The sequence below is a fragment of the Leisingera sp. M523 genome (assembly GCF_025141335.1).
Taxonomy (GTDB): domain Bacteria; phylum Pseudomonadota; class Alphaproteobacteria; order Rhodobacterales; family Rhodobacteraceae; genus Leisingera.
The window spans coordinates 2,128,943-2,142,210 of record NZ_CP081036.1; the positions used below are offsets into that span (position 1 = coordinate 2,128,943).

The 13,268-nt window shown below is 61.6% G+C and carries 10 protein-coding genes and 1 pseudogene; 4 read left to right on the top strand and 7 right to left on the bottom strand.

Features of this window, described 5'->3' with window-relative positions; all coding sequences use genetic code 11:
* Window positions 1-167: 167 nt before the first annotated feature.
* The 6 genes from ptsP to K3557_RS10520 all read right to left on the bottom strand — a co-directional run bounded on the left by ptsP (window position 168) and on the right by K3557_RS10520 (window position 8,744).
* Window positions 168-2,408 (bottom strand): phosphoenolpyruvate--protein phosphotransferase, encoded by a 2,241-nt coding sequence (gene ptsP, locus K3557_RS10495; protein ID WP_259985043.1) that lies wholly within the window; start codon window positions 2,406-2,408, stop codon window positions 168-170.
* Window positions 2,409-2,679: 271 nt separating this feature from the next.
* Complete coding sequence (locus K3557_RS10500; protein WP_129370346.1) at window positions 2,680-3,918, bottom strand: aspartate kinase; 1,239 nt, start codon at window positions 3,916-3,918, stop codon at window positions 2,680-2,682.
* Between the two features lie 179 nt (window positions 3,919-4,097).
* Window positions 4,098-5,546: a TrkH family potassium uptake protein gene (locus tag K3557_RS10505; RefSeq protein WP_259985047.1), complete on the bottom strand. Its 1,449-nt coding sequence runs from the start codon at window positions 5,544-5,546 to the stop codon at window positions 4,098-4,100.
* A 47-nt stretch (window positions 5,547-5,593) separates the two neighbouring features.
* Window positions 5,594-6,385, bottom strand: coding sequence for a hypothetical protein (locus tag K3557_RS10510; protein ID WP_259993771.1), 792 nt, complete (start codon window positions 6,383-6,385; stop codon window positions 5,594-5,596).
* Window positions 6,386-6,675: 290 nt separating this feature from the next.
* A complete protein-coding gene (folE2, locus tag K3557_RS10515; RefSeq protein ID WP_259993772.1) occupies window positions 6,676-7,779 on the bottom strand; it encodes a GTP cyclohydrolase FolE2 in 1,104 nt (367 codons plus the stop codon).
* Between the two features lie 110 nt (window positions 7,780-7,889).
* A complete protein-coding gene (locus tag K3557_RS10520; protein ID WP_259993773.1) occupies window positions 7,890-8,744 on the bottom strand; it encodes a LysR family transcriptional regulator in 855 nt (284 codons plus the stop codon).
* Window positions 8,745-8,853: 109 nt separating this feature from the next.
* On the opposite strand from K3557_RS10520, the gene K3557_RS10525 reads away from it, so the two are divergent.
* The 4 genes and pseudogenes from K3557_RS10525 to K3557_RS10540 form a co-directional block, all read left to right on the top strand.
* Window positions 8,854-9,642 carry a 2OG-Fe(II) oxygenase gene (locus K3557_RS10525; RefSeq protein ID WP_259993774.1) on the top strand — a complete coding sequence of 263 codons (789 nt, stop codon included), beginning with the start codon at window positions 8,854-8,856 and terminating at the stop codon, window positions 9,640-9,642.
* Window positions 9,639-10,889, top strand: coding sequence for a Xaa-Pro peptidase family protein (locus tag K3557_RS10530; protein WP_259993775.1), 1,251 nt, complete (start codon window positions 9,639-9,641; stop codon window positions 10,887-10,889). The genes K3557_RS10525 and K3557_RS10530 overlap by 4 nt, the downstream gene beginning before the upstream one ends.
* Window positions 10,890-11,215: 326 nt before the next feature.
* Window positions 11,216-11,470 carry a transposase gene (locus K3557_RS10535; protein ID WP_259993777.1) on the top strand — a complete coding sequence of 85 codons (255 nt, stop codon included), beginning with the start codon at window positions 11,216-11,218 and terminating at the stop codon, window positions 11,468-11,470.
* Window positions 11,471-11,766: 296 nt separating this feature from the next.
* A pseudogene (locus K3557_RS10540) lies at window positions 11,767-11,898 on the top strand (IS3 family transposase); the annotation flags it as partial.
* Between the two features lie 314 nt (window positions 11,899-12,212).
* Here K3557_RS10540 and K3557_RS10545 read toward each other — a convergent pair.
* Window positions 12,213-13,247, bottom strand: coding sequence for an IS110 family transposase (locus K3557_RS10545; RefSeq protein WP_259993778.1), 1,035 nt, complete (start codon window positions 13,245-13,247; stop codon window positions 12,213-12,215).
* Window positions 13,248-13,268: the final 21 nt, after the last annotated feature.

The window sequence follows — 13,268 nt, forward strand, 5'->3', positions numbered from 1 at the left end:
TCCCGCTCAGCGCACATCCTTGCAGATCAGGATAGGCAGAGCCGGGAAAACTTCAAGCATAAAGTTTTAAGCTTGAAACAAATGGATGCAAAGCTTTGGCGCAGCCCCTGCCGGGTCTGCTCAACTTTCCCATGAAATCATCAGCCAGCCCCAGGCGCCGGGGCCCGTCAAAGTTCCCGCAGGTATTTCATCACTGCCGGGCGCACCGCCTGGTCGCCGCGATGGCGTGCATCCGCGATGATCTTGCGCAGCTCGCCCAGATCGACCCGCAGCAGCAGTGACTTGACCGGCCCGATAGAGGCCGGGCGCATCGACAGCGTGCGAATGCCCATGGCGGCCAGGCACACAGCCTCAACCGGGCGGCCCGCGTCCTCGCCGCAAAAGCTGAGCGGCGTGCCAGAGATCGCGCAGCGTTCCACGATGCGCTCGATGAAGCTCAGGAAGCTCACATTCAGCGTATCATAGCGTTTACGCACCCGCTCATTCTCGCGGTCGGCGGCAAAGAAGAACTGCTTCAGGTCATTGCCGCCGATCGAGATAAAGGCCACCTCGTCAAAGAACTTCTGCGGCGCATAGGCCAGCGAGGGTGTTTCCAGCATTGCGCCGATCTCCAGCTCAGCCGGCAGCACGTGGCCCAGGATGCGCTCGCGTTCGATGGTCTTGTCCACCTCGGCCTTGGCCGCGCGGTATTCCTCGAATTGGGCGACAAAGGGAAACATGATCGACAGCGGCCGCCCTTCGGCCGAGCGCAGCAGCGCCTGCAACTGCATCCGCATGATGCCGGGCTTGTCCAGCCCCACCCGGATCGCCCGCCAGCCCAGCGCAGGGTTCGGCTCATCCGTCGGTTTCATATAGGGCAGCACCTTGTCGGAACCGATGTCCAAAGTGCGGAAAATCACCGGTTTGCCATGGGCTGCATCCAGCACCCGCTTGTACAAAGCAACCAGCTCCGAACGCTTTGGCATCTGATTGCGCACTAGAAATTGCAATTCCGTGCGAAACAGCCCCACACCTTCAGCACCAGAGCTATCCAGTGACGGCAGGTCCGCCATCAGGCCGGCATTCATCACCATATTGATGCGCTGGCCGTCGGTGGTGACCGCCGCCTTGCTGCGGATCGAAGCATAGCGTTCCTGCGCCTTGGTATGCATCGCGATCTTGTCGCGGAAGGCGCCGACAACCGTGTCATCGGGCCGTAGATGCACCACGCCCTGATCACCATCCACCATGATGTGGTCGCCGTTCAGCGCCTCGGTGGTGATCCGTTTGGCATTCACCACCAGCGGAATGGCCAGCGCCCGCGCGACAATAGCGGCGTGGGATCCGACAGAGCCTTCCTCCAGCACGATGCCCCGCAGGCCGCGGCCATACTCCAGCAGATCCCCCGGACCTATGTTGCGGGCGATCAGGATGGGGTTGTCCGGCAGCTCGGCACCGGTGTCTGCCCCCTGCCCGGTCAGAATCCGCAGCAGACGGTTTGAGAGATCATCCAGGTCGCTCAGCCGTTCGCGCAAGTAGGCGTCCTGCACCTGGCCCATCCGGGCGCGGGCCTGGGATTGCTCCTTTTCCACCGCGGCTTCGGCGCTCAGGCCACGGGCGATATCCTCTTCCATCCGCCGCATCCAGCCTTTGGAATTGGCAAACATACGGTAGGCTTCAAGAACCTGCAGCTGGTCTTTGTCGCCATTGCGGGAGACTTCCAGCATCTTGTCAACGCCGACCCGCAGTTCCTCGACCGCGCTGTTCATCCGCTCCAGCTCCCGCTGGGGATCATCGGCAATCGGATTGGTCACAATCACCCGCGGCTCATGCAGCCACACATTGCCCTCTGCCGCGCCTTCCTGGGCCGAGGTACCGTGGATCAGAACCGGCTGCTTGTGCAGTGGCGACAGGGCCGCGCCTTCACCGACAAAGGCGCCCAGCTCGGTCATCTCCGCGATGACCATCGCCACCACTTCCAGCGCATAGACCGCATCGGCTGAAAACTCGCGCCCCTCCTTGGACTGAACCACCAGAACACCCAGCATCTCGCCCAGCCGCTGCACCGGCACCCCGAGGAAGGAGGAAAACCGCTCCTCCCCGGTTTCCGGCATATAGCGGAACCCCTTGGCATTGGGCGCATCCGGCGTGTTCACCACCTTGCCGTATCTTGCCACCCGGCCCACCAGGCCCTCGCCGATGCGCATCCGGGTCTGGTGCACAGATTCGGTGTTCAAGCCTTCGGTTGCACACAGCTCCAGCGTCTCGTCATCGCGGAACAGATAGACCGAACACACCTCGGTCCCCATGCTGTCGGCGATCAGATGAGTGATCTTGTCGAGCCGCGCCTGACCGGCATCGTCACCCGCCATCGCCTCGCGCAGGCGAACCAGAAGCTTCCTGCTTTCGGATTCCGTTGTATCAGCCATTGCCACCCTCTCCCGAGGTCACTTCCCCGCACGCTGCCGCTCTGATTGGTTCACCAGAACAAATACCACTCAAAGCAGTATCCCAGCGTTCTCTCCTCCCCCCACTTGTCCCATCCCAGCGGAAAAAGTCCAAGTGTTTTTGCAGCATTGCCCGCAATCAGAGCAGCCTGACACGGCATTGCGCAAAATACCGCCAGCCACAGGCCAGACACAACAAAGGCGCCGGATCGGCGCCTTTGCAACTTACAGAAAATGGTTTTCCGGCCCGCGCTTAGCCGGCTTTTTCCAGCTCAAACGCGTCATGCAGCGCCTGTACGGCCAGCTCCATGTATTTGCGATCAATCAGCACCGAGATCTTGATTTCCGAGGTTGTGATCACCTTGATGTTGACGCCCTCATCCGACAGCACCTTGAACATTTTGGCGGCCACGCCGGACTGCGAGCGCATGCCGATACCAACCACAGAAACCTTGGCCACATCCTTGTCGGCCAAGAGTTCAGCATAGTTCAGCTCGCCCTTTTCCTTGATTGCCAGCAGCGCCTGTTCGGCACGCGCCACCTGGTCAGTCGGGCAAGAGAAGGTCATGTCGGTGCGGCCCTCGTCCGAGATATCCTGCACAATCATGTCCACATTCACGCCCGCATCGCTGAGGGTGGTGAAAATGGTTGCCGCGATGCCGGGGCGGTCGGCCACCGATTGCACGGTCAGCTTGGCCTCGTCACGGGAATAGGCCACACCGGCCACAACATTGGATTCCATGATTTCCTCCTCGGCGCAGACCAGAGTACCGGCCTCGTCAGTTTGTTCCTCAAAGCTCGACAGCACGCGCAGCTTCACCTTATAGCGCATCGCCAGTTCAACCGAGCGGGTCTGCAGCACCTTGGCGCCCAGCGACGCCAGCTCCAGCATTTCCTCAAACGCGATCTTGTCCAGCTTGCGCGCCTTGTCGCAAATCCGCGGGTCGGTGGTATAAACGCCGTCCACGTCGGTATAAATATCGCAGCGCTCGGCCTCAAACGCCGCCGCAAAGGCCACCGCGGTGGTGTCCGAACCGCCCCGGCCCAGCGTGGTGATGCGGCCTTCAGGGCTGATGCCCTGGAAACCGGCCACAACCGCCACTTTCATGCCTTCATCAAACTTGGCGCGGATGTTTTCCGGCGGGATCTCTTCGATCCGCGCCTGGCTGTGCGCCGAGGTGGTCAAAAGCGGCACTTGCCAGCCCTGCCAGCTGCGGGCGGGAACATCCATTTCCTGCAACGTCAGCGCCATCAGGCCGGCGGTCACATTCTCGCCCGAAGACACAATCGCATCATATTCACGCGCGTCATACAGCGGCGAGGTCTCATCAACCCAGCCGACCAGTTCGTTGGTCTTGCCGGACATCGCCGACACGATGACGATCACGTCATAGCCCTTGGCCACCTCAACACCGACGCGTTTGGCAGCGCGGCGGATGCGGTCCAGGTTGGCGACGGACGTGCCGCCGAATTTCATCACAAGTACGGGCATATGGAGCGGGTCTCCCTGCGCTTGCGGGTTTCAGTCCCGTGCCTCATATGCGAGCGGCCTCTTAAGGGCAAGAGCGGGCAGCCCCATCGGGCAAGGAAGCTGCGGTTCAGGCCACCGTTTCAGCGCGGCAAACCGCCACAAGGTCCGGTTTGCGCAATTTCAGCCAATCCGCGGGGCGCTCAGCTGCGCCAAAAGCGGACAGTCAGCATCGCGTAGACCGCCATCAGCTCCAGCCGCCCGATCAGCATCGCCGCGCTCAGGATCCATTTTGCCGGATCATTGAGGGTGGAGAAATTGCCCGCCGGCCCGATGGTATCGCCCAAACCGGGGCCGATATTGGCCACTGCAGTCGCGGCACCGGACACTGCGGTCACAAAATCCAGGCCGGTCAGCGCCAGCGCCCAGGCGACAACGCCCAGCGTTACAACAAAGAACATGAAGAATGAGATAACCGAACTGAGCACCTCAGCGTCCACCGGACGCCCCTCGTAGCGGGTAAAGAACACCCCATGCGGCGACCGGATGCGCTGGATCTGCGTTCTGACCGAAGCCAGCAAAAGCTGGTAACGAAAGATCTTGACGGAACAGGCGGTCGAACCCGCACAACCGCCAATCAGCCCGGTGAAGAAGAAGATCATCACCAGAAAGCTGCCCCATTGCATGTAGTCCGCACTGGCATAACCGGTGCCGGACATGATCGAGGTGATGTTGAACAGGGCCGAGCGCAGCGCCTGTTCACCGCTGTGCGGATTGGCGTAATACAGAACCCCGGCTGCCACAGCGACCAGAATGCCCAGTGTCATCATGAAGCCGCGGATCTGGCTGTCCCGCAGCATCGGCGTGCCATGGCCGTTGATCAGCTGCACATAGCGCACAAACGGCAGCGCCGCGAGGATCATGAATATCGCCGCCGCATATTCCACCGGTCCCGCAAAGGCCCCGAAAGAGGTGTCGTAATTGGCAAACCCGCCGGTGGCGATGGTGGTCATGGAATGCACCAGCGCATCAAACGGCCCCATGCCCATCACCATGTAGACCAGCATGCAGGCCATGGTCAGCGACACGTAGATCAACGAGATCTGCTTGGCGATCGCCTGCGCGCGGGGCAGGATTTTGCCAAAGGTGTCAAAGCTTTCCGATTTAAAGATCTGCATCCCGCCGACCCGCAGCTCGGGCAAGAACACCATCGCCACAACAATGATGCCTATACCGCCCAGCCATTGCAGGATGCCGCGCCACAACAGCAGTCCGCGCGGCAGGTCGTCCAGCCCCGAAATCACTGTTGATCCGGTGGTGGTCAACCCCGACATCGCCTCGAAAAACGCATCAACAAACCGCAGCTCGGTTGCCCCCAGCATCAGCGGAATCGCCCCGAACAGCGGCAGCGCCAGCCACACGGTGGTGGTCAGCAAAAAGGTCTGGCGGATGCTCAGCCCCTCCTTCACGCCATTGGCGCAGCTTAAGGCCAGCAGCCCGCCGACGAGAATGGTGAAGAGCGCACTTTCAAGAAACACATGCCATTCGCCACGGCCATCCAGCAGATCGACCAGCAGCGGGAACAGCATCATGGCTCCCAAAATGACGACCAAAAGGCCGATGACATATCCTACCGGGCGGAGATCCAACATGCGGGGCAGCGTTGGACCTGCGCACGGTAAGTGTCAAGCCTGCGCCGCTATTCCTTGCCCTCGCCGGCTTTTACAGCGTTGCGTGCGGGCATCTTGCGCGGTTTGGACGGCTTGCGCGGGCGTTTGCCTGGTGCCGCTTTCTCTGATCGCGCCGGCTTAGCAGCCGGGGGCGCCGTTTCCGGTGCGGGCGTCTGCACAGCAAAGGACTTGGTCACTGCCGCCACTGCAGCGGACTGCGCAGGGTTCTGCTGCTTTTCAGGGCTGCCGCGGCGGGCAGCGGATCCGCGGAACACCGCAGATGGTTCGGAAACCGCTTCAGCAGCCGTTTTCCCTGTTGCGTGTGCCGTTGCCTGATTTGCCTTCGCCGCCACTGGTTCTGCAACTTCCGGCTTGGCAACTGCTGCCTCGGCCGGCACGGTTTTACCAACAGCTGCCTTTGCTGCAGCAGCCCGCACGGCCGGTTTTTGGTCCGCGGTCTTGCGCTCTGCCGGTTTTACGGCAACCGGCTTCTTTTTGGCGGCAGGTTTTTCTGCCGCTTTCCTGGCAGGCGGTTGCGTGGCTTGCACTGCGGCCGCAACTGAAGTGTCTTCTTTCGCAGGCGTTGACGGTTGGGCGGTCTGCGGCAGTGCAGTTTCCGGCCTTGCCTGCAGCGGCACCGCGAAGCCGAGGATTTTCCGCTGCAACTCAAACATGGAATGCGCGGCCCGCATCTGCTCCAGCGGCGCCGTAATCGCCGCTTCGGTCATCTGCCGCCACAGCTTCAGCTGCGTGCCTGCCGTATAACCTGCCCATTCATGCGCCAGGGCTGAGAATGCGCCGTGCTGGTGAAAACTGCTCATCAGATACTCCTTACTTCATGCACTGGTTTTACCCTGCCTGTTGGTGTTGCGGCCGGGCAAAAAAGGAGAGGTGCGGCACCGGAGCAGATCCGGGCCTGCAGCATCGGCAACCGGGTGTAAGATCCCTGCCCCATGCACAACGGCTCCCCTGAACACCTGGAGAATCCTCCAGGCTACAGCCCGGAGTTTACCATGTTTCGCTGCACGGCAGCATAAAAAATGCGGCGGCGCAGAAATTACAGGAGGTCAGCCGTATGCCTGCCTTCAAATCGGGCACGCCGCCCGGCAGGCTAGCCTTGATGGATCAGGGTCGAGAACAGTTTCGGATCCAGGCTCATCGCCTTGAACAGCGGACCCTGGGTCAGCACACTGACCGCGTCATGGCTGTGCAGGCTTTCCTGATGGCTGGCCACCACCCGGAAATCACCGATTCGCGAATCGCCCTGCAGCGCCTCGCAAAACAAACGCGCCGCATCCTCGACAAAGATCGGGTTGGCAGCGTTCAGCTCGGCAAAGGCCTGTTCATCCTCGCGCTTGACCATCACCTGCGTCTCGGTCGGCACCGCCTGGCGGCACAGTTCGATCAGATCCTCGAACCACAAGCAGCCGCTCTCCGGCACCGACTGCAGCGAAATCCGCGCCACCGAGCGCTGCGAATGCGGCGTCGCCAGCTGGCCGCGCGACTGGCGGGCGTGCTCGGACAGTTCCAAGGAGCACGGGCAGGTCGAGGAATAGACATAGTCCATATGCATGATCTTTTCGCGCACGCCGTCATGGTCCACCAATTCCAGCGCAAAATCGTAATACTGATAGCCGCTGAGGCCGGACCGCAGGCTTTGAACCCGCGCAGGAAAGGAGAACCGCATCTGAATGCGCGCATCGGGGCTGTCCAGATCGCTCAGGTAATCATCCAGCGCCGCGGCCATCACCTCGAAACTGAAGGTGCGCTCGGCGTGTTTATAAAAGGTGCGCATGATCCGGGACATGTTGATGCCCTTCTTGCCGGCGTCCAAGCTGACGGTGCCGGTCACGCTGGTTTCCAGCGTCAGATCGCCGTCATCGCGGGTGTGGAACCGGATCGGCAGGCGGAAATTTGAAATCCCCACATGCTGGATCTGCTCCTGCGCACCGCGGATCAGACTGGTCGGCCCGTTCTGCAGGTCGGGCAGCGTGGCGCGGTAGGCCTCGTCCGACGTGAAATCTTCGGGGTAGTGCCGCGACAGATCCGGGTAATTGCCCACCTCACGGCCGGGCAGCAGCCGCGCCACAGCAGGGTCCAGCTGGGCGATCTCGGTCTCGGTCACAGTGCCGGCCCAGGCCCGCAGCACATCCAGCGCGGCGGCAGCCGCCTCGCGGTCCGGCGCCTCAGCAGCATCGCGGTTGTGAATGTTCATCGGCGTTACCCCCAGTGATACAGCCCATATAGGGGCCGGCAGGCCACCCTCATATACTGTTAAGCGGCAGTTTTCAAAACGGATCCGCCAAATGCGGCAGAACCGGCGCCTTATCGGACGCCCAGCGCCCCCGCAAGCGCCCGCAATCGCCGTGAGCGCGACTTGTAATGCGCAGTCACCAGCACATAGGGGCGCGGCATCTCCAGCGCCGGGCCGGCCAGCCGGTGCAGCCTGCCCGCGCGGATTTCACCGCTCACCACCTGCTCGGGCAGCAGTGCAATACCCAGTCCCGCCTGCACCAGCGGCACGACTGACGGCACCGATTGCGCAATCACTGCTGCCACAGGGTTTTCGCGGGTAATTCCGTGCTGCTTAATATACTGCCGCCAGCCGGGGACCGAGGAAATCGTCTCCCCCCAGCTCACCTCCACCAGCGGCGCTGTCCGCATATCCGCCCCCGGATCAATGCCAACCGGCACCAGGCGGTCGGTGAACATTTCCTGTGTCCGGTAATCCGGATGTTCGCCGCCATAAGACAGCCGGGCATCAATGCCCTCAGCCTCAAGGTCGATACTGTCATCCTCGATCCGGAGACGTACAGGCACATCCGGGCGCACGCCCGAGAAGATCTTCAGCCGTTCCGGCAGCCACAGCTGCCCCAGTGCAGGCGTCGCCGAAATCACCAGCGGACGGTACCCGCGGCCCTCGGTCAGCGCTTGGGTGAAACTGGCGATCTCTGCCAGGGACATAGCGGCTTTCTGGTAATAATCGCGCCCCGCATCGGTCAGCCTCACCTGGTTCGCACGGCGGATGAACAGCTTCAGCCCCAGCCAGTCCTCAAGGTTTTTCACCTGCATCGACACCGCCGCCGAACTCACTCCCTGCTCAGCGCCCGCAGCCGAAAAACTCCCGGTCCGGGCGGCGCATTCAAAAGCGCGAAGAGCATTCAGCGGCGGCAGTTTCATGGCTGCACAGTGCAAGATTTTCTTATGCTCGCCAAGATATTTTATAGTGGTCAGATCCCCGTCCAGCGCGCAGGCTTTGTGTAAGCAAAAGAACCCCAAGGAACATCCCATGCACGATATTCTTGATCTGGAGCGTTACCCGCTCGACCGCCCCGGCAGCCCCGGCTGGCAGGCCATGGTGGACCGCTGCCGCGCAGAACTGGCGCAGGACGGCATGTTCAGCCTGGACGGGCTGATGAAACCGGAAGTGGCCCAAGGCGCCGCAGATGCGCTGCAGGGCAAGTTTAAGACCGAAAGCTTCCACCACAAGCGCAAACACAACATCTACTTCAAGGACACGGTTGAGGGACTGGCGCCGGACCATCCGGCGCTCAAAAAAGTTGAGACGTCCAATTTCACCCTCTGCGCCGATCAGTTCCAGGGATCGCCAGTGCTGCGTCTGTATGACTGGCCGCCCTTTGCCGCGTTCCTGGCTGCCACCATGGACAAAGAAAACCTCTATACTATGGACGACCCGCTGGCGCGGCTGAACATCATGTCCTATGGGGCCGATCAGGCGCTGAACTGGCATTTCGACCGGTCCGAGTTCACCACCACTATGCTGCTGCAAGCACCGGATGAGGGCGGTGAGTTCATCTACAGTCCCGAACTGCGCAGCGATGACGATCCGAATTACGAGGGCGTCGAGCGGCTGCTGGCGGGCGAAGATCCCAACATGCGCGCCATCACCCTGGCCCCCGGCACCCTCAACATCTTCCGCGGCAAAAACTCGCCCCACCGGGTGGGCACTGTCAAAGGGGCCAAAACGCGGGTGATCGCCGTCTTCACCTTCTACGAACGCCCCGGCGTGCAGTTCTCGGATCAGGAAAACATTGGCTTTTACGGCCGTGCGTCGTGACCGAGCTGGCTGTTTTCAAAGACGAGCGCAAACGCGTCTTCCTCAATGCCGAAGGTGCGGACAAGCCGCTGAAGTCACCGCTCGGCCAGGACGTTCTGGACCGCGCCCGCGCCTACCGCCTGCAGCGGCTGCGGGACGAGATGGCGCGTCAGGACGTGGCGGGGCTGCTGCTATATGATCCGGTCAACATCCGCTATGCCTTCGACTGTTCCAACATGTCGGTCTGGACCGCCCACAACCCGATCCGCTATGCGCTGATCCTGAACGGCGGCCCCGGCGTCATGTTCGAATTCAAGGGCTGCGAGCATCTGAACGATGGCTTGCCCGGCATTGACGAGGTCAGGAACGCCATCGGCTGGATGTTCATGTGCGCCGGTGACAAGGCCGCGGACAGACTGTCCCCCTGGGCGGCGGAGATCGCAGATCTGATCAAGCAATACGGCGGCGGCAACCTGCGCCTCGGCGTCGACCGGATGGAGCCCGAGGGCGTGCATGCGCTGTCGGAACACGGCATTCAGGTGATCGACGGCGGTCAGATTACCGAGACCGCCCGCGCCATCAAATCGGCAGATGAGATCGAGCTGATGCGCTGGACCATCCGCGTCTGCGAGGCCGGCATGGCGCGGATTTACGAACATTCGGTGCCAGGTGTCACCGAACAGGAGCTGTGGGCGCATCTGCATTTCGAGAACGCGCGCTCGGGCGGCGAATGGCTGGAAACCAAGCTCCTCACCTGCGGGCCCAACACCAACCCCTGGTACAAGGAATGCTCATCCCGCGAATGCCGCGAGGGAGAGATGATCTCATTCGATACCGACATGATCGGCCCTTATGGATATTGTGCGGATCTCTCCCGCAGCTGGACCTGCAGCTATGTGCCGATGAATGATACTCAGAAACGTCTGTACACGGCGGCTCGGGAGCAGATCGATCACAACATGATGCTGCTGCAGCCGGGGCTGAGTTTTGCCGAGTTCAACGCCAAGAGCTGGCAGATCCCGGACGCATATCAACCCTACCGTTACTCATTGGCAGCCCATGGCGTCGGCATGGCTGACGAATGGCCGGTGGTGCCGCTGCATGTGGACTTTGACGGCGCCCACGGCGGGCAGTTCGAGGAAAACATGGTGATCTGCATTGAAAGCCTGGTCGGCGAGAAAGGATCCGAGTCGGTCAAGTTGGAAACCCAAGTACTGGTCACCGCAGACCGGCCGGTGCGGCTCGACACGTTTCCCTGGGAGATGTGAAAAAAGCGGGGGCGCTGCCCCCTCTTGAGCCTGCGGCTCAATTCACCCCCGAGGATTATGTGTTTGATATTGCCCTCAATCCAGCTTCTGTCAGATTGAAGGCGGCCGGTTTTCCGGCTGGCCATCCGGTAATCGGGTGGCGGGCGGCCCTGAGGCAGACCTAAAATCAGTGGTTTTATGGTCGCAAATATCCCGCCACCCGCCGCGCCATATGTCCGGCCAAGATCATGCGGATTGAGTAGAATCGCCTGGAACACGCGGCGGTCGAAACGGTGCGCTTGTCCTTACAACGGCATGTTCGATCCATGCCGCGCCGGAGGGAGGCGTTGGACAAACGGATTTCGGAGCCGGCCGCTGCCACGCCCATGTTTCGGCACAAGGCGGAACTGATGCTGCCTATCAAAGGCATTGGACCCAAAACCGCAGCCGCGTGTCTGGCGTATCTGCCGGAATTGAACTCTTTAACAAACGGCGAGGCCGCTGCTATCGTTGGCTTGGCACCATATGTGAAAGAGTCCGGAACGTTTCAGGGCCACCGCCATGTCTCGCGCGGGCGCAAGGACGTTCGGGCAAGCCTCTGAATGGCGGCGTTTTCAGCTCTGCGAAGCGACCCGTGGCTTCGGGGCAAGTTGAAGGCGCGTGGAAAACCATCGCACGTCATTCTTACCGCCATCATGCGCAAGCTCATTGCGATCATGAACACCGTTCTTAAAGAAGGGCAGATATCAACTCGCTACGGCGCAGCATCTTAGCAACTCCAGGCATTCGCTGCGCCGCGCACCAAGTCACAGTCTGCGAAACGGGGACGAAACCGCTCACGCGGTCTTGGCGTTTGTGGCGGCTGGATCGCGCTGATTGGTACTGTGGATTTGGCGGGTACGACAATGCCCTGGCCGAGACGATCAACGGTTTGTTCAAAGCCGAGGTCATTCACCGCCGCGGCCCTTGGCGCAACTTCGAAGACGTGGAATACGCAACGCTCGGATGGGTGGATTGGTTGTCTAATCGCTACCCGCACGTCAAGGCACTGGGCAGCAGAACGTCCGCCGTGCCGCAAGGGTGGCAGCACGCAGCGCAAATCTCAAGTGCGGGACCGGGGCCGTATCCGTCTCGTTGCGCAGAAATGTCCGGGTGCCGGGAGCAGGGTTGTCTCCGCGGTCGGCATGTGCCGCCGCATCATGGTCTTCGCAGGCACGGCCTTCCTGTGTTCAACGCGCAGTCTATCCTGAGAGCTGCAGCCAATCTAAACGGAATGGCCAGACCCACGTCCGCGGCAGGGACGGCGCAGCACGCATGTGCCGGTCCCGGCTGGCGGGCTCCGGTCTAAATTGTCGCGGGTTCTCCGGACGGCCTGAAGGCTTCGCCGGTCTTGAGCATGCTGTGCATGATCACCGCCAGCTTGCGTGCGACGGCCACGGCTGCGCGCTTGAGCCCGATACGTTCCTTCAGCGCCAAGCCCCATGTCCGGAGCACACTGTCGTTCCGGGCCCTGCTGCGCGTCAGCATCACGACTGCAGCCTCGTAGAGCAGGCTACGCAGATGTCGGTCGCCCCTGCGGGAAATGTGGCCGTCATAGTCGACCTCTCCCGACTGGTATCGGCGCGTGGTCAGCCCGAGCCACGCCCCAACGGAGCGCGACCGTCGGAAATTGCCCGGGTCTTCCACTGCGGCGGAAAATGACAGGGCCGTCACCGGCCCGATGCCCGGGATCGTCATCAGCAAGACCGCTGCCTTGTCGTGCCTCGCGGCAGCAAGCAACTGCCGGTCGAACTCGGCCGCGTGGCTGCGCATGTCGCGCCATGCCCCGAGCAGCGGCAGAATGATCCGCGCCAGATCATCCCTTCTGTCGAGAAGAGCGCGGACATTGGCCTCGAAGACCCGGCCCTTGCCCTTCGGCACAATCAGCCCGAACGTCTTCATGACGCCCCGGATCTGGTTGCTCAGCTGGATCGACATGCCGACGATCTGGCTGCGGATCGCGATCAGCGTGCGCGCCAGCATCGAGCCGAACGCCTTGACGCGGACTTCCTTGTAGAACCCAGCCTCTGCGATCCGGGCAAGGCCGTCTGCATCATTGGCATCCGTCTTGTTCAGCGTTTCGTTCAATATCTTCTGCGCATGGCGCGCCTCGATGCAGATGGCGGGAACGCCTTCCGCGGTCAGGGCGTGGTAGAACCACGTCGCGAGCGGGCCGCTCTCGAAGACGACCCGTTCCGCCCGCGGAGCGTGCCTTCGGATGATTTCCGCGACGCTTCCGGGATCGGAAACGCATTTTCCCCGCCAGATCCGGGAGCCGTCCTCCCGGATGGAAATTGCAGTTTCCTTCAAAGACACGTCCAACCCGACATGCTGCACCATGGTTGTTCTCCGCCTGTTGCC

Coding starts and splice junctions, on each gene's coding strand:
- K3557_RS10510 (WP_259993771.1), bottom strand. CDS start 6,385: ATGAGCAGTTTTCACCAGCACGGCGCATTCTCAGCCCTGGCGCATGAA.
- K3557_RS10505 (WP_259985047.1), bottom strand. CDS start 5,546: ATGTTGGATCTCCGCCCGGTAGGATATGTCATCGGCCTTTTGGTCGTC.
- K3557_RS10500 (WP_129370346.1), bottom strand. CDS start 3,918: ATGCCCGTACTTGTGATGAAATTCGGCGGCACGTCCGTCGCCAACCTG.
- folE2 (WP_259993772.1), bottom strand. CDS start 7,779: ATGAACATTCACAACCGCGATGCTGCTGAGGCGCCGGACCGCGAGGCG.
- K3557_RS10525 (WP_259993774.1), top strand. CDS start 8,854: ATGCACGATATTCTTGATCTGGAGCGTTACCCGCTCGACCGCCCCGGC.
- ptsP (WP_259985043.1), bottom strand. CDS start 2,408: ATGGCTGATACAACGGAATCCGAAAGCAGGAAGCTTCTGGTTCGCCTG.
- K3557_RS10520 (WP_259993773.1), bottom strand. CDS start 8,744: ATGAAACTGCCGCCGCTGAATGCTCTTCGCGCTTTTGAATGCGCCGCC.
- K3557_RS10545 (WP_259993778.1), bottom strand. CDS start 13,247: ATGGTGCAGCATGTCGGGTTGGACGTGTCTTTGAAGGAAACTGCAATT.